We start from the raw sequence: 16,784 nt of genomic DNA on the forward strand, positions 1-16,784 counted from the left end.
TACTTTGTTAATCTGTTCAGACCGCTACCCACTACGTCCCACAAGGGGTGCAACATAGCCGGAGCCGCAGTAAGGTCCCGACAAAAATGCCGTCTGAAACCTCAAGGAGCATAAAAATGTCACAAAAATTAATCTTGGTTTTGAACTGCGGTAGCTCTTCCCTCAAAGGTGCCGTATTGGATAACGACAGCGGCGAAGTATTGCTGAGCTGCCTGGCAGAAAAGCTCAATCTGCCTGATGCCTACATTACCTTTAAATTCAACGGTGAAAAACACAAAGTTGACCTGTCTGCCAAGCCCGACCACACCGGCGCAGTTGAAGCCCTGATGGAAGAACTCAAAGCCCACGGCCTCGACAGCCGCATCGGCGCCATCGGTCACCGCGTCGTCAGCGGCGGCGAACTGTACAGCGAATCCATCCTCGTTGACGACGAAGTTATCGCTGGCATCGAAAAATGTATCCCGCTCGCTCCCCTGCACAACCCGGCCCACCTTTTGGGTCTGCGTGCCGCACAAAGCATTTTCAAAGGTTTGCCTAACGTTGTCGTATTCGACACCGCCTTCCACCAAACCATGCCGGAACATGCCTACACCTACGCTGTTCCACATGAATTGTATGAAAAATACGGCTTGCGTCGCTACGGCGCGCACGGTACCAGCTACCGCTACGTTTCTGATGAAACCGCCCGTTTCCTCGGTAAAGACAAAAAAGACCTGCGCATGGTGATTGCCCACTTGGGTAACGGCGCATCTATTACCGCCGTCGCCAACGGCGAATCACGCGATACCAGCATGGGTCTGACTCCGCTAGAAGGTTTGGTCATGGGTACCCGCAGCGGCGATATCGACCCTTCAGTTTTCAGCTTCTTGGCTGAAAATGCCAACATGACCATCGCCCAAATCACCGACATGCTGAACAAAAAATCAGGTCTGCTCGGTATTTCAGGTTTGTCCAATGACTGCCGTACCATCGAAGAAGAAGCTGCAAAAGGTCATCCAGGCGCCAAACTGGCTTTGGAAATGTTCATCTACCGCTTGGCTAAATACATCGGCAGCATGACAGTCGCGGCAGGCGGTTTGGACGCATTGGTCTTCACCGGCGGTATCGGTGAAAACTCCGACATCATCCGCGAACGCGTATTGGGCTACTTGGGCTTCCTCGGTCTGTACATCGACCAAGAAGCCAACCTAAAAGCCCGTTTCGGTAATGCTGGTGTGATTACCACTGCCGACAGCAAAGCTGTTGCCGTTGTGATTCCTACCAACGAAGAATTGATGATTGCACACGATACTGCCCGTCTGAGCGGCCTGTAATCTCCGTCATTATTGAAAACCTGCCCGCAAGGGCAGGTTTTTTTGTTGTGTATAGATGAAGAAAATTTTGAGGATATATCGAAAAAAGCCGGAAAACATTGCGTTTACCGGCTTTTTAATCAGTGCAATATGAAGAATGCTGATGGATAGGTTTAGAACTTATAACTGATGGTAAACAGCAAAGTCCTGCCGCGCGCATAGTTATTCAAGACGGAGCGTGTCGTGCCGCCATATTTGCCATTGCATAAACCGTTGGCATCGCATTCGACTTCCTCATCATCTAAACCACCTTTTCTTTCAAATACGCTGAAATAGCGCTGGGTTGCGGCATCGTTTGCGGAATCCAGAGGATCGATATAGCGCTTATTGAACGCATTTTGAATGTCGAAACGAAGGATAAGGTTTTTCTTCGGTTCATAATTGGCATAGAAATCAAAAATCAGCGGCTGTCTGTTGATGCTTTCTGTTTTTTTGATCACCCTTCTGCCCATTTGGTGTGAAGAGTAGGTATTGGCACCGGTTGTCCCGTCAACAAATTCCTCCTCAGTCGTCGCCCGTGTACTTTTGCCGTAATAGCGCATAATGCCGCCGATAGTCAATTTATTGCCCAACCATCGGGACCCTAATTCAAACCGACCGTAATCTCGGGGTAAGCGGGAAATTTTGCTTAAGCCGTAGCCTTGTTTGATTTGGTCTTCTTTAGAAGAGTTGCGGGGCGATTCGCTGGCATCGCTATAATTGGTCGGCTGGTTGGTTTTTTGATATGCGTAAGACAGGGTTGTAAAAAAGCGGCCGAAATCATAGTTCATTTCCACTTCCAAACCATTTTTATGGACAGGTTTGGCGTAGTTTCGATGCTGGATAGAGTATTGCAGGCCGGTACTGGTTACCCAGCTGGGTGCTTTATCCAAATCCCACCATTTGCCATAAACATTGTGGATATAGTTGTTTATCCTGCTGCGATAGGCGACCAGTTTGAAACCCAATACATCGTCCGGCTTGAAAATCCCTTTTTTGAAGGTATTGAAGCCTATTTGGTAAGTATTGGCCTGTTCCGGCTTGAGGGCGGTATTGACGCCTGAGTCGCCGATTTGTGAAAAATACATTTCTTGAATATTCGGCATTCTATGCGTACGCGAATAGCTGATAAACGGCATAAAGTAGTCGTTGACATTGATGTTTAATGCCACCGAATGGTTTACCGCATGCTTTTTACCGGATTTGGTATAAACCGGTTCGTAAAGGTCGCAGCTTGGCGTGCAATGCTGTTTATAAATTTCAGAATCTTCTCCAAATGCTTTTTTAAAGTCTTCTTGGGTATTGAAGTAGTCGGTATATTCGCCCTTGTAGCGGTAGTTGACCATATTGGCGCTGTAATTCAATTGATAAATGCCTTTTTTCAAGGAAGTATCAAAATAGAACGTATTGAATTTTTGCTGGCCTGAAGGTTGCAATATGGTTGATTTTTGAGGAAATATTCCTTTGTCTCCTTTGAAACGGCCTAAAAAGCTGTACAGGCCGGCATCTTGATCCGGGCCGTCGTAAAACAGGCTCAGCTCTTCCGGAAAGCGGTTTTTACTGTATTGGTTTTTAAAGAAATTGAAACCGACGGTAGCTTTTAAATCTGTTTTTTGGGGAAGTTTGAAAGAAAAGCTGTTGTTGATATCCAAAAGATTGGCTGTGTTTTTGGTTTCCAAATAATCAAGCAGCCCCCATCCTGAAAAACGTGAGTTTTTCGGATATTTTTGTTTTCCCAAATTATGGGCGGCCAACACGTTTAAATCGACATAATCGCCAATGTTTAAGTTGTAATTGGCTTGGTAGTTGCGGTTTTCTACTTTGCGGCTGCCGATACGGTTGTTCATGGTACGAAGCTGAAGGTCCAGCTTGTTGTTGTCGTTTTCGTATTCCACTTTGACCAAATGGCTGTTTGAGCGTTGTTGCAGGCTGGTAGGATCGATTGGGGTCAGATCCCATTGCGGTGCCAAATTCTCTTTCCAGCTTCTTTCCAAGTCATCGACATAATCTCTTTGCAAAACCTCAGGATCGTTATATTTTTTGGAGAAAGGGTAGTCCCAATAGCTTTTACCGACCGCATTGCGCTTGGAAAAGTCACGGACCCAGAGATTTTGTTCGTGGTCGAATTTCAATAAATTGCTCTCAAAATATTCTTGTTTTTTACGATCCAGATATTCCTCGCCAAAATTGCCGATACGCTGACCGCCACCGCCTACTTTATAGTTTTGCTCGACATTACGGTGGCTGTAACCATATAACGCACCAAGGCGCGCTCCGCTGTCAAACCATTTTTGTACCGCTCCGGTTGCCATAAAGTTGCTTTTTGTGCTGTTTGTGCCGGTCAATCCTTTGGTTAAAAGGCCGAAGGTATTGTTTCCGTGTACTACATCGTCTACCCGTAAAGTACGGAAATTGGCTGTACCGGATAAGGTATTGATGCCGTTGGCACCCGAGAAACTGCCTTTGGTTACATCCACGCCGGCAATAAAATTGGGATCCAGTGCCGTACCGAATTGTGAGGAGCTGCCGCTGCGTCCGGCATCGGCAGAAGTGGAATAGAAGGTTTGGGTTACGCCGTCAACCATCGTATTGACACGTCCCAAACCGCTATCGCCACGGATATTGACCGCCAATACGCCTGATCCTTTGTCTTGTTGGGTGAAAACGCCGGGCATGCTCCGCACGATGGTATCGATGTTTTCGCTGGATTGATAAACGCGTTCACGCGAACTTTTGGCTTGGCCTTCGGTAAAAACTTTTTTCTCTTTGGCAATGTGTTTACCTTTGACTTGAATTTCATCAAGCTCTTGAGTTGAAACCTCGTCTTCTGCGTGTGCGATACTGGTTATAGCCAGTAAAGATAATGTTAGTAGATTTAATTTGAAATTCGGATTCATGATAGTTACCTCAGAAACGAAGTAGATACTTTATAACATATTATTAAACTTTACAAATATTTAGATAATGGTTTTTATTTATTAAAAAATAAAGCAGATTCTTGTTTCAGGAGATAATCCAAGCGCATATGATTAATCTGGCTGAAAAGATAAAGCAGGTCTGAATTTGAATTTGATTGGTTGAGAAGAAGGGAGATTTAATTGAATTTAAACAGCCGGAAGAAGAAAATTTGATTGCGATATGTGAACTGGGCCGTTAGTTTCAAATGAAACCGGTAAAAAACATGAAATGCAAAATATAAAGTTAATATAGAAAGATTTGAAGTCAGTTGAAGAAAAGGCCGTCTGAAAATGATATTTCAGACGGCCTTTATTGTTTTAAGCCTTATTCCGGACCGCGGAATGTGTCGTGGCAGGATTTGCAGGTTGCACCGGTTTCGCCGTAAGCGGCTTTGATTTCTTCCAATTTGCCGGTTTGTGCGGCGGCGTTGAGTTTCTCAACTGCAGCGGCAAATTTTTCTTCTTCGGCTTTGAAGGTTGCCGTGTCTGTCCAGATGGCAGGCAGGGCGCGGCCGTTGCCTTGAGGGTCGGATTCAAACAGGGTGAACGGTTTTTTGCTGTTTTCGGCGAAGGTTGCGGCGGCTTGTTTGAATTTTTCTACGTCGTAAGGCTCTTCGTCTTTGACCATTTTGCCCATGCGGGTAAACTCAGGCATCATGGATTTGAACGCGGCCGTACGGTCTTCGGAAATAGGGCCTTTAGGCTGGGAAGGCGCGCTGCTGCCGCCGCAGGCGGAAAGGGTAAGCGCCACTGCTGCCAAAGCAACAGGGAGAAAACGGGTTTTCATATGGAGTGTGTCCTATTGTAATGATATGATTATCGTTAAATTTAAAATCAGCCGGCCAAACTCTCAGGCCGTCTGATAAGGCGTTATCATACCTTAAACCCAAGTCTGAAACGAGTACAGAAAGGAAACGATATGGCAATTTTGATTACCGGGGCATCGGCAGGATTCGGCGCGGCAATGTGCCGTACTTTTGTTGCGGCAGGCTATCATGTCATTGGCGCGGCACGGCGCGAAGACAAATTGCAGCAGTTGGCAGAGGAATTGGGCGAGCAGTTTTACCCTTTGGAAATGGATGTTTCTCGTACGGAGTCAATTCAAAACGCTTTAAACAGCCTGCCTGAGCATTTAGCTGAAATCGATTGCCTGATCAACAACGCCGGTTTGGCTTTAGGTCTGGATTCCGCTGATAAAGCCGATTTTGGCGATTGGGAAACCATGATTCAAACCAATATCATCGGCCTGATTTTTCTAACCCGCCAGATTTTGCCGCAAATGGTAGCGCGCAAACAGGGCTACATCATCAATTTAGGTTCGATTGCCGGCAGTTATGCTTATTCCGGCAGTAATGTCTATGGTGCAACTAAGGCTTTTGTGCGCCAATTCAGTATGAATCTGCGCGCCGAATTGGCAGATAAAAATATCCGCATTACCAATATCGAACCGGGTTTGTGCGGCGATACCGAGTTTTCCAATGTCCGTTTCAAAGGCGACGATCAGCGTGCGGCCGAGGTTTATGAGAATGTCGAGTTTATCCAGCCGCAAGATATTGCTGATACCGCTTTATGGCTCTATCAGCGTCCGGCGCGGATGAACGTCAATTCCATCGAAATCATGCCGGTTGCCCAGACCTTTGCAGGCATGAAAGTTTACCGCGATGAGCCTGCTCCGGTGAAGGAAGAAACGTTTGAAAAACAAAGTATGTCTTTGTTTGGAAAAATTAAATCTTGGTTTAAGTAATCGGCATCAGGCCGTCTGAACGTTTCAGACGGCCTCTTTGTTATCTGAAATTGAACAAACACGTTATAATGTAATTTTTTATTAACAAGGCCGTCTGAAAGGCTGTTTCAGTTATGAACGCAATCAAACAAAAAATCTTAGAACAAGCGCAGCGCGATGGCGTGCAGGTAACCGCATTGCGCGAGCAAGTGCTTGATATTGTTTTGAAACAAAGCGGCGTGATTAAAGCCTACAACGTTCTGTCGCAGATGCAGCAGCAAAGCGAGGGCGTGGTTGCGCCGCCGACGGCCTACCGCGCCCTTGATTTTTGGGCGGAGCAGGGCGTTTTGCACAAAGTGGCGGCGGTCAACGGCTATATTCTGTGCAGCCACGCGCAGCACGAGTGCAATGACCATTGCCATGACCACGAAGAAGCCGAAGCGCACCACAGCGCGTTTATTTTGGTTTGTACCGAATGCGGTACGGCAGATGAGCAGACCTTGAGCCAAGAATGGGCGGCATTGCGTGCAGGCGTGGCGGAAACTGGTTTCTCATTAAAAGAAGAACATGTTGTTTTAACAGGAATTTGTAAAAAATGTCAGAAGTAAAAAAGACTAAAGTCCACCTGATTTCAGGCTTCCTCGGAACAGGCAAAACCACCGCCCTTAAAAGTCTGATGGCACAAAAAGACCCGAATGAAAAATGGGTCATCATTGTCAACGAATTTGGCGAAATCGGCATTGACGGCGCCGTCTTGAGCGACAACGGCATTCCCGTGGCAGAAATCGCCGGCGGCTGTTTGTGCTGTACTGCCGGCGCGCAAATGGGTACGACCGTACAAAAAATGCTGCGCGATGCCCAACCTGACCGCTTGATGATTGAAGCCAGCGGTTTGGCACACGCTGCCAGCGTTATCGACGAATTGAAAGCCAAACCGCTCGACAGTATGCTAGAAATCGGCGCCGTCTTTACTGTTGTCGATCCGCGCCAATTCATTAATCCCGATTACGCGCAACAAGCCTTGTATAAAGACCAAATCGGCATTTGCGACGTATTGGTCGCCAGCAAAACCGACTTGTGTACGCCGGAGCAACTGGCCGAATTTCATGATAAAGCGGCCAAGCTGTTCCCGCCCAAAGCCAAAGTGGTTGAAGTTCAAAATGCGCAACTCGACATCCAATGGCTTGATATTCCCGTGGTCGAAAAATCACGCTACCGCCTCAAAGCCCTGCCTGACAACACCATGGGCTTCCAGTCTCAAGGTTTCACTTTCCCTGCCGGGCGTGATTTCGACGGCGAAAAACTGACTGATTTCTTTAACGACCTGCCTAAATTTACAGACGGCCTCGTGCGTGCCAAAGGCGTGTTTCAAGTGCTCGGTACATGGGTATGGCTGAACTGGGTGGACGGTCAATGGGGTGCAAACCAAGTTTCATGGCGCCGCGATTCCCGTTTTGAGCTGATTGCCAAATCGTTTGACGCGGATTTGATTGAGAAGAAACTGCAGGAGGCGTTGGAGAAGTAAATCATCGGCCAAACGCTTATTAATCCGTTACTATATGCCGTCTGAAGTCAGAGGTTTCAGACGGCCTTCAAATCAAAAAATAGAGGAACACTTAACCATGTGGCGTTATATCTTTCATCGTTTGCTCCTTTTGATTCCCACGTTGTTGGGGATTTTGGCGATTACCTTCGCTGTGATTCAGTTTGTTCCCGGCGGCCCGGTGGAGCAGATGGTTCAGCAGCTGACGCAGGGCGCGGTTGGCGGTGAGACGGCGGGGCGCAGTATTCCCGGAACTCTGGCCAAAAACGGCAACCGCATCAGTGCGGAAGATTTGGCCGCGCTGAATGCTTTATACGGTTTCGACAAGCCGCCTGTGACGCGTTTTGTGGATATGGTATGGAAATTTGCCCGTTTCGATTTGGGTGAGAGCTTTTTCCACCACCAAACCGTATTTGAATTGGTAAAAGAGAAAATGCCGGTATCGATGAGTTTGGGTTTGTGGACGTTTTTCCTAACTTATTTGATATGTATTCCGTTGGGTATAGCCAAGGCGGTCAGGGATGGCAGCCGGTTTGATACGGTTACGGGTATGATCATTTTGGTTGGCTATACCGTACCGCCGTTTGTCTTGGGTTTGGTGTTGCTGGTATTGTTTGGCGGCGGCAGCTTTTTTGCCTGGTTCCCGCAGGGCGGCTTGGTCGGCGATGATTTCGATACGCTCTCTTGGGCAGGTAAAGTCAAAGATTATTTATGGCATATGGCCTTGCCGATTACCGCTTCGGTGGCGGGCAACTTGGCGGTGATGACCGTATTGACGAAAAACGTGTTCCTTGAAGAAATCCGTCGTCAATATGTTTATACCGCACGAGCCAAGGGCTTGCCTGAGAAACAGATTTTGTGGAAACATATTTTCCGCAACGCCATGATTCCTTTGATTACCGGTTTCCCGGCCGCATTTATCGGCGCATTCTTTACCGGAAGCCTGTTGATTGAAACGCTGTTCTCGCTGGATGGATTGGGTTTGTTGTCTTACGAGGCAGTGATGAAACGTGATTATCCTGTCGTAATGGGTACGCTGTATGTGTTCACGCTGATGGGGTTGTTGGCTAAATTGGTGTCGGATATTTCTTATTCGTGGGTCGATCCGCGCATTCACTTTGGCGGACAGAAATAAGGCCGTCTGAAAATATCTTCAATCCATTATTAAAGAATGTTTCGAACCATGAAAAAGAAAAAATCTACTTCAAACCCTACTTGGCAAGCCTTTAAGCAGCATAAGCGCGGTTGGTTGGCTTTGCGGATTTTGGCCGTTTTGTTTGTCGTCACTTTGCTTGCGCCTTTGTGGAGCAACGACAAACCTTTGTGGATACGCTATCAGGGCGAGTATTTCTTCCCCTTGGTAAACGAATACAACGAAACCACATTTGGCGGCGATTTCGATACACCTGCGGATTATCTGGATCCGCTTATCCGCCACAACATTACTTCAGACGGCAATTTTGCCCTTTATCTGCCCAATCCTTACGATGCCGATACCTTGAACGATTTTGATACGGCACCCGATCCGGCCAAACCGTCCGAACGGCATATCTTGGGAACGGACGACCGCGGCCGCGACCTGTTGGCGCGCTTGGTTTACGGTTTCCGCGATTCGCTGTTGTTTGCCTTGGTGTTGACCGTGGTGACTACCGTAATCGGCGTGGTTGCAGGCGCGGTACAGGGTTATTTTGGCGGTAAAACCGACCTTCTGATGCAGCGTTTTATCGAGGTTTGGGGTGGTATGCCGGAGCTGTACCTCTTGATTATCCTGTCTTCGTTCTTTAATCCGGGACTGTTGATTTTGCTGGTATTGCTGTCGCTTTTCGGCTGGATGGGCTTGTCCGACTATGTCCGTGCCGAATTTTTGAAAAACCGTCAGACCGATTACGTTTTGGCGGCGCGCGCGATGGGCGTGAGCAACCGTGAAATCATGTGGCGCCATATCCTGCCCAACAGCTTGACGCCGGTATTGGCTTTCCTGCCTTTCCGTATTTCCGGTGCCGTACTCGCCCTGACCAGTTTGGACTTCTTGGGCTTGGGTGTACCTGCCTCACAGGCGAGCTTGGGTGAGTTGCTGGCGCAAGGCAAAGACAACTTGGACGCGTGGTGGATCGGCTTGTCTGCCGTTGCTACGCTGACGGTGATGCTGCTTTTACTGGTCATGATCGGCGAAGGTTTGCGTCAGGCATTTGATGTACGCGCACGCAGTTAATTGCTTTTCTAAAGCATGAAGAGGGTGGGCGGAAAAGCCTGTCCTGCATTCTTAGGGCCGTCTGAAAAGTTTCAGACGGCCTCATCCATTCGTTTAAATCATTAAAAACCATGAATCAAGAAATCACATTTCTTACGCTTTTTTTGCTCGGCTTTTTTGGCGGAACGCATTGCGTCGGCATGTGCGGCGGATTAAGCAGCGCATTTGCTTTGCAGCTGCCGCCACATTTAAACCGAATCGGGCTGATTGTATTGTTGAACTTGGGGCGCATCAGCAGCTATGTCATCATTGGCCTGTTGGTCGGTTTGGTCGGGCAGGTCGGCATTTCCTTGGACGATACGCGCGCGGTTCAAAACGGTTTGTATATTGCCGCCAATGTCTTGCTGCTTTTGCTCGGTCTGTATCTTGCCGGCATTTCGACTGCCGCAACCAAAATCGAAGGCATCGGCAAACCGATCTGGAAACGCCTGAATCCTTTGCTGAACAAATTGCTGCCGATTAAATCAGTGCCTGCCTGTTTCGGCGTGGGCGTGCTTTGGGGCTGGCTGCCTTGCGGTTTGGTGTACAGCGCGTCTTTGTATGCTTTGGGCAGCGGCAATGCTTTGCATGGTGGGCTGTATATGCTGGCGTTTGCATTGGGGACCTTGCCGAACCTGCTTGCGATGGGCATATTTGCAGCGCAGTTGAAAACCTTTCTGCAAAAACGCATGGTTCGTTTGTTTGCCGGACTGTTGGTGGCAGGATGGGCGATATGGCGCTTGGCTGTATTTGCGATGGGGCAAATCGGGTAAGGTAAAAAGGTTTTATTTAGTTTGTTGTTTTGCAATTAAAAAGGCCGTCTGAAAGAATTTCAGACGGCCTTTTTCACAAGAAAGATTTAATGTATTAAATTCCAAGCCATCTTGGCGGCAATCAGCAGCAACATAATGCCAAAGGCGATTTTGAGTTTTCGGGCGGGCAGCTTGTGCGCCGTTTTTACGCCAAGTGGAGCAAAGAGGATGGTGGCAACGCTCAATATGGCCACGGCCGGAAGATAGATAAAGCCTGCCGCGCCTTCAGGCAGGTTGGCAATATGCAAACCGTTGGCAAAATAGCCGATGGTGCCGGCAATCGCAATCGGCCACGCTAAACCTGAAGATGTGCCGATGGCTCGGTGCGCCGGAAAGTTGCAATACAGCAGAAATGGAACGGATAGCGAACCGCCGCCGATACCGACCCAGCTTGAAGCCGCACCAAAAAGCGTGCCCGCAGCTGTCAGGCCGGGGAGGGCGGGCAGGGTGCGTGAAGGTGTGGGTTTGGAATCGCGTAGGGTTTTGAGTGCGATAAAGGCAAGAAATGCAATAAAGAAAACCTGCAAAGCCAGCGTCGGCATATATTTTGCGGTTGCTGCGCCGAGGAGGACGCCGAATATCATGCCCGGCGTCATTCGGCGGACGGTCGCCCAATCAATGGCGTGCTTTTTATGTTGGGCGTACATACTGGAGAAGGTAGTAAACACCATGACGGCAAAGGAAGTGCCGATGGCGAGATGCTGGGCATAGGGGTGGCTGCCTATGCCTTGCAGTTGCAATACCCATAAAACGACGGGGACAATCAACGTGCCGCCGCCTACGCCGAACAGTCCGGCAATAAAGCCCGCTGCACTGCCAACGGCGAGCAGGGCAAGGATGATGTCCCAAGACCACATTTCAGACGGCCTTGTCGTGTTTGTGTGTTTTATGGCGTTTTTTAAACCAACGGATGACTGCCATCACATAACCAGACAGGCTGTAACCGAGGAAAAATAGGAAGAGGACGAGAGAAGGCTCCCAATTGATCAAAAGCAAAATCAATACGGCCAACACCATGCCCATAAACGGTACTTGGCGGCGGATGTTGATTTCTTTGAAGCTCCAAAACGGAATCTGCACAATCATGGAAATACCGGCAAACAGGGTGATACCCAATGCCCACCAATGCACGTTGGGGAAGCGTTCGACGCTGTGGTTGACCCAAATCAGACCGACAATCAACGCAGCGGCGGTCGGGCTTGGAACGCCGATAAACCAACGTTTATCGACTTTGCCGATAAGTGTGTTGAACAGTGCCAAACGCAGGGCGGCGCAGGCGCAGTAGATAAAGGCGACGGAATAGCCGATTTTGCCAAACTGCCAAAGTTGCCATTTGTAGGCAATCAGGGCAGGCGCGACGCCGAAGCTGACCATATCGGCGAGGCTGTCGAGCTGTTCACCGAACGCGCTTTGGCTGTTGGTCAGCCGTGCCACGCGTCCGTCCATGCCGTCGAGCAGCATGGAAAGAAAAACTGCAATCGCCGCCGTTTCATAACGTCCGTGCATGGACTGGGTAATGGCGAAGAAGGCGCAAAACAGTGCGGCGATGGTAAAGGAATTGGGCAGCAGGTAAATGCTGTTTTTGCGGATGGAGTTGCGTGGAGGAATCGGATTTTCTGTATTTTGTGAGTTGTCCATAATGTTTCCGTATATGCTGCGTGTGCAGATGAGGCATTATACCGCATTGGCAGGGTAAGGATTTTTAAAAGCCAAACATAGTTTCACTTCAATCGCATAAAGTTTCAGACGGCCTTTATTTTGTCAGTCAAACAACTCGCCCTGCGCCTGCTCTTTGGTTACGCGTACGTCGGTTTCGCCGTCGGCAAAAGTGATGTGCAGTTTTTGACCTTGTTTCAAGGTATCGGCATTGCGGATGACTTGTCCGCGAGTGTTTTTGACGACGGAGAAACCGCGCTCCAGAATATGTTGCGGCGAGACAGCTTCGAGCAATGCAGCTTGGGCGGTCAGACTTTGACGGCGGTGGGTAAGCAGCTGGCGGAAGGAATGCGACAGGGCCGTCTGAAAGTGGGTGATGTTGTTTTTGTAAACGGAAACATCAGGACGGCAATGTTTCAGGGTTTGGGTTTGGCGTTCGAAACGGGCGGTGTGGGCGCGGAGGTTTTGCGTCATCGAGTAAGACAGCATTTGCGCCAGCTTACTGATTGAGGCACGCTGCTCGTCAAGTTTTTGGCGTGGATGACGGATTTGCCGCGCCAGCCAGTCGAGTTTTTGGCTGGCATCGAAATAGCGTTGTTCCAAAACGGTTTTCAGACGGCCTTGCGCTTGGGCTAGACGATGTAGAGATTCTTGGCGGTTGGGGCTGACCAATTCTGCTGCGCCGGTCGGTGTCGGTGCGCGAACATCGGCGACGAAATCGGCAAGCGTGAAATCGGTTTCGTGTCCTACGCCGCTGACAACGGGAATTGCGCAGGCTTCGATGGCGCGCACGACCGTTTCTTCGTTAAACGCCCACAAGTCTTCAATGCTGCCGCCGCCGCGACAGACAATCAGCACGTCACACTCGGCGCGTTGCGAAGCGGTTTTAATCGCTTGGGCAATTTGCAACTCGCTGCCTGTGCCTTGAACGGGCGTTGGATAAACGATAACGGGGATTTCGGGCGCGCGGCGGTTTAAGGTGGTTACAACATCGCGCAATGCCGCTGCCGCCAGACTGGTGACGATGCCAATACATTGCGGACGGGCAGGCAACGGTTTTTTGCGTTCCGCCGAAAACGCGCCCTCCGCCTGCAACTGCGCCTTCAATCGCTCATAGGCTTCGTAAAGCTGCCCCAAACCTTTGAGCCGCACCTCATTCACGGTAATTTGAAATTCGCCCCGCGCTTCATAAATACTGATTTTTCCTGATACCTCGATATGGTCGCCTTCTTTCAAAGGCTTAGCCAAACGCATGGCTGCCCCCTTAAACATGGCGCAACGTACCTGCGCGCGGCTATCTTTGAGCGAGAAATAATAATGTCCGCTGGCAGCACAGGTCAGGTTGGATACTTCGCCGGCAATCCACAAACCTGCGAGATGGTCCTCCAGCAAGGCTTTGGCAATGGCGTTGAGTTCGGATACGGAAATGGAGGAGGGCGCGAAAAGTTCAGACATTGCGAAACAGGAAAAATTTGGGAAAGCTGAATTATAAGGGTTTTAGAGCCATTCGTTGTATTCGTTTTTATGAAACTTGCGCCCTTTGTTTTAATATTATCAAAGCCGAATGTTCAGGCGGCCTTGTCTGGTCGGGCTTGTGTTATATTATCGTTTGATTTTCGCTTCAAAAGCCGTGCATATGCCCAAACTCCACCAAATTATCGAACGCCATTGGCAATCCCCCAATCCGTTTCTGTCTTTGCTGTTAAAACCATTGTCCAAGCTGTTTGCCAGAATTGCGGCGAAACGGCGCGATGATTTTGTTTCAGGCCGTCTGAAAAGCGAAAAATTGCCAGTGCCTGTGGTGGTGGTCGGCAATATCCATGCAGGCGGAACAGGGAAAACGCCGATAGTTGCCGCGTTGGTGTCGGATTTGCAGGCAAAGGGCGTTAAGGTCGGCATCATCAGCCGAGGTTACGGGCGCAAGAGCAAGGCGGTTCATGTATTGAATACTGCCAGCAGTGCGGCAGATGCAGGCGACGAGCCTTTGCTGCTGTTCCGTAAAACCGGTGCGCCGACGGCGGTAGGCAGCAGCCGTGCAGAAGCAGGCAGGGCATTGCTTGCGGCGCATCCGGAGCTTGAATTGATTGTGGCTGACGACGGCTTGCAACATTATGCCTTGCAACGCGATATGGAAATTGCCGTATTCCCGGCGGCAGATACAGGACGCACCAATTTGGATTTACTGCCCAACGGCAGCTTGCGCGAACCTTTGTCTCGGTTGGCTTCCGTTGATGCGGTTGTCGTCAGCGGCGGAAAAGCAGATGCGGCATTCAGGTCGTCTGAAAATATGTTTGCCAGCCATATTGAAACAGGGCAGATTTACCGTTTGAACAGGCCGTCTGAAAAATTGGATTTGGAAGGCTTGGGAAATCAAACCGTCTCCGCCATCGCCGGTATTGCCAAGCCGGAGCGTTTTTTCAATACGTTGCAAAGCATGAATGTTGCTTTAAAACAAACCATTGCCTTGCCTGATCATGCAGATATTACGGTAGCGGATTTGCCGAATGCAGATGTGGTGATTATCACGGAAAAGGATGCGGTCAAATTTTCAGACGGCCACGGCCTGAATCATGTGTGGGTCTTGCCTGTTTATGCGATAATTGAGCCGGACTTGGCGGTGTTCGTGTTGAAGCGATTGAAAGATTTAAAAACGTAAATGCAGAAAGTTTTGCTTAAAGTACATGGAGATTTGCTGAAGCATTTTTAAGGGAATAAATTATGATTTTGAAATTTTTATTATCTTTTACTACTTTGGTATTGTGTGCTAATGCATTTGCTGAACATCCTAGTGATGAATCGCTAGAAAAGTGGATGGAGCTACAGAGTTTTGATCAAAAATTCAAGAGACTATTTACTGATGGCTCTCATAATGTTATACAAACATTAATAGATTATAATACTATTCCTCCAGAAAAACGATCAAAAATAGAGTCTATCCACAAGGAGTATCTACGTAAAGTTAGTATTTCTCAAGTACAAAAGGAGTTTATGACTGATAATTTAGTAAATCAATGGAAAGAGTATGTAAAAGATTATGCTAAAAATTATTTTACTCAAGAAGAAATGGATGTTTTGATAAAATTTTATGATACTCCTGCTGGCAAATCTGTTATGAACAAATTTCCTGAATTTATAGATATAATAGATGCCAAAATAGCATCTAATATACATCGAGATATTAAATATTTTTACAATCCGTACAAATCTGAATTAGGAAGAGATGTACTTGATATTATTTGTGATGATAAAAATAATATGGAAACTTGTATAATATATAAAAAGGAAATAGCATATTAAATAGATTTTAAATCATTAATATGTGTGATTATGTCATAATTATAGAGCGTTTTAAAGTTATGTAGCCTCTATTTTTGTCTTTGAAAAGGAGTTGATATGAAACTGAAAACTTTATTATTGTCCTTCGCTGCACTGGTATTATGTGCCAATGCGTTTGCCGCTACACCTAGCGATGAGTCGCTGGAGCGTTTATATCAAGTACAGAAGATGGATACTCTGTTGGATCAGACCTTCCAAAGTGTCGAGGGTATTGTGCTCTCTGATCCGAAGATACAGAATTTTTTGAAAAATGCGCCGGAAGACAAACGTCCGCAGCTGGAAGCAGTCTTAAAGAAATATACAACTCAATTGATTGCTGCAATTAATACACCGCAAGTGCGTGCCCAATTACATAAAGCGACTTTGGACGGCATAAAGACGGTTTATACTCAGGAAGAAGTCAATGCATTGATTGACTTTTATGGTACGACAGTAGGGCAATCGATACTCGATAAAATGCCGCGCTATCTTGAGGCAACGATGGGCCCAATGATAAACATCATTAATGAAAAATATGAAAAATCAGGTTATAACAAAGACTTAACTCAAGAAATTCAGCGGATTATGTGTGGCGGCAAAAACCCTGACCAAGTCTGTACGCGGCAAGCAAAGAAAACGGCACGGAGAAAATGATGCCGCTTGAGGCCGTCTGAAAACGAGCAAAGCGAGCTTCGCTAAAACGAGTGAAGCGAGTTTCGCTAAAACCATCAAACCCGAAAGAAACCCCATGGAAAAAAAATTCTTAGACATCCTCGTTTGTCCTGTGACCAAAGGCAAACTCGAATACCATCAAGACAAACAGGAATTGTGGAGCCGTCAGGCGAAGCTGGCTTATCCGATTCGTGACGGCATCCCTTATATGTTGGAAAACGAAGCGCGCCCGTTAAGCGAAGAGGAACTGAAAGCATGACCGAATTTGTCGTATTGATTCCGGCGCGGTTGGATTCTTCACGTCTGCCGGGCAAGGCTTTGGCCGATATTCACGGTAAACCGATGGTTGTACGTGTTGCCGAACAGGCGGCAAAAAGTAAGGCAGCGCGTGTTGTCGTTGCCACCGATCATCCCGATATTCAGACGGCCTGTCAGGCGCATGGCGTCGAAGTGGTCATGACTTCCAATCAACATGAAAGCGGTACAACGCGCCTTGCCGAAGCGGCCAATACGCTGAAACTGCCGCAACATCTGATTGTCGTGAA

General features: G+C 48.1%; 17 protein-coding genes. 12 read left to right on the top strand and 5 right to left on the bottom strand.

Features of this window, described 5'->3' with window-relative positions:
* Positions 1–116: 116 nt before the first annotated feature.
* On the top strand, positions 117–1,313 hold the full coding sequence (locus Q1M25_RS03210) for an acetate kinase (protein ID WP_049344146.1): 1,197 nt from the start codon (positions 117–119) through the stop codon (positions 1,311–1,313).
* A 152-nt stretch (positions 1,314–1,465) separates the two neighbouring features.
* Here the strand turns inward: Q1M25_RS03210 and Q1M25_RS03215 are convergent, their stop codons facing one another.
* Positions 1,466–4,228, bottom strand: coding sequence for a TonB-dependent receptor (locus Q1M25_RS03215; RefSeq protein ID WP_004520833.1), 2,763 nt, complete (start codon positions 4,226–4,228; stop codon positions 1,466–1,468).
* A 385-nt stretch (positions 4,229–4,613) separates the two neighbouring features.
* Entirely contained in the window at positions 4,614–5,075 is a 462-nt protein-coding gene (locus tag Q1M25_RS03220) for a cytochrome c (protein ID WP_004520832.1), read from the bottom strand.
* Positions 5,076–5,207: 132 nt separating this feature from the next.
* Here Q1M25_RS03220 and Q1M25_RS03225 point away from each other — a divergent pair, with 132 nt between their 5' ends.
* From Q1M25_RS03225 to Q1M25_RS03250, 6 genes are all read left to right on the top strand, one after another.
* On the top strand, positions 5,208–6,032 hold the full coding sequence (locus Q1M25_RS03225; RefSeq protein WP_049335582.1) for an SDR family oxidoreductase: 825 nt from the start codon (positions 5,208–5,210) through the stop codon (positions 6,030–6,032).
* Between the two features lie 113 nt (positions 6,033–6,145).
* Positions 6,146–6,619 carry a Fur family transcriptional regulator gene (locus tag Q1M25_RS03230; RefSeq protein WP_049329244.1) on the top strand — a complete coding sequence of 158 codons (474 nt, stop codon included), beginning with the start codon at positions 6,146–6,148 and terminating at the stop codon, positions 6,617–6,619.
* Complete coding sequence (locus Q1M25_RS03235; protein WP_003682934.1) at positions 6,607–7,536, top strand: GTP-binding protein; 930 nt, start codon at positions 6,607–6,609, stop codon at positions 7,534–7,536. Before Q1M25_RS03230 ends, Q1M25_RS03235 begins: the two co-directional genes overlap by 13 nt.
* 97 nt (positions 7,537–7,633) lie before the next feature.
* Complete coding sequence (locus Q1M25_RS03240) at positions 7,634–8,689, top strand: ABC transporter permease subunit (protein WP_300481710.1); 1,056 nt, start codon at positions 7,634–7,636, stop codon at positions 8,687–8,689.
* Positions 8,690–8,725: 36 nt separating this feature from the next.
* Positions 8,726–9,766 carry an ABC transporter permease gene (locus Q1M25_RS03245; protein ID WP_107723469.1) on the top strand — a complete coding sequence of 347 codons (1,041 nt, stop codon included), beginning with the start codon at positions 8,726–8,728 and terminating at the stop codon, positions 9,764–9,766.
* A 110-nt stretch (positions 9,767–9,876) separates the two neighbouring features.
* Positions 9,877–10,557, top strand: a complete 681-nt coding sequence (locus tag Q1M25_RS03250; RefSeq protein WP_300481713.1) for a sulfite exporter TauE/SafE family protein — start codon at positions 9,877–9,879, stop codon at positions 10,555–10,557.
* Positions 10,558–10,643: 86 nt separating this feature from the next.
* On the opposite strand, the gene Q1M25_RS03255 is transcribed toward Q1M25_RS03250, so the two are convergent.
* The 3 genes from Q1M25_RS03255 to xseA all read right to left on the bottom strand — a co-directional run bounded on the left by Q1M25_RS03255 (position 10,644) and on the right by xseA (position 13,707).
* Positions 10,644–11,453: a sulfite exporter TauE/SafE family protein gene (locus Q1M25_RS03255; protein WP_300481716.1), complete on the bottom strand. Its 810-nt coding sequence runs from the start codon at positions 11,451–11,453 to the stop codon at positions 10,644–10,646.
* 1 nt (position 11,454) lies between these two features.
* A complete protein-coding gene (pssA, locus tag Q1M25_RS03260; protein WP_070849559.1) occupies positions 11,455–12,234 on the bottom strand; it encodes a CDP-diacylglycerol--serine O-phosphatidyltransferase in 780 nt (259 codons plus the stop codon).
* Positions 12,235–12,357: 123 nt separating this feature from the next.
* Positions 12,358–13,707 carry an exodeoxyribonuclease VII large subunit gene (gene xseA / locus Q1M25_RS03265; protein WP_300481719.1) on the bottom strand — a complete coding sequence of 450 codons (1,350 nt, stop codon included), beginning with the start codon at positions 13,705–13,707 and terminating at the stop codon, positions 12,358–12,360.
* A gap of 181 nt (positions 13,708–13,888) precedes the next feature.
* Between xseA and lpxK the strand changes: the two genes are divergently transcribed.
* The 5 genes from lpxK to Q1M25_RS03290 all read left to right on the top strand — a co-directional run.
* Positions 13,889–14,908 (top strand): tetraacyldisaccharide 4'-kinase, encoded by a 1,020-nt coding sequence (gene lpxK, locus Q1M25_RS03270; RefSeq protein ID WP_300481721.1) that lies wholly within the window; start codon positions 13,889–13,891, stop codon positions 14,906–14,908.
* A gap of 62 nt (positions 14,909–14,970) precedes the next feature.
* Positions 14,971–15,549: a DUF2059 domain-containing protein gene (locus tag Q1M25_RS03275; protein ID WP_128582966.1), complete on the top strand. Its 579-nt coding sequence runs from the start codon at positions 14,971–14,973 to the stop codon at positions 15,547–15,549.
* A gap of 96 nt (positions 15,550–15,645) precedes the next feature.
* A complete protein-coding gene (locus Q1M25_RS03280) occupies positions 15,646–16,221 on the top strand; it encodes a DUF2059 domain-containing protein (protein WP_300481724.1) in 576 nt (191 codons plus the stop codon).
* A gap of 94 nt (positions 16,222–16,315) precedes the next feature.
* Positions 16,316–16,498 (top strand): Trm112 family protein, encoded by a 183-nt coding sequence (locus Q1M25_RS03285; protein ID WP_049329252.1) that lies wholly within the window; start codon positions 16,316–16,318, stop codon positions 16,496–16,498.
* Positions 16,495–16,784: NTP transferase domain-containing protein (locus tag Q1M25_RS03290; protein WP_300481727.1), on the top strand; the 290-nt coding region annotated here is incomplete at its 3' end. The genes Q1M25_RS03285 and Q1M25_RS03290, both read left to right, overlap by 4 nt.

This window comes from uncultured Neisseria sp. (genome assembly GCF_951230505.1).
Lineage (GTDB): Bacteria > Pseudomonadota > Gammaproteobacteria > Burkholderiales > Neisseriaceae > Neisseria.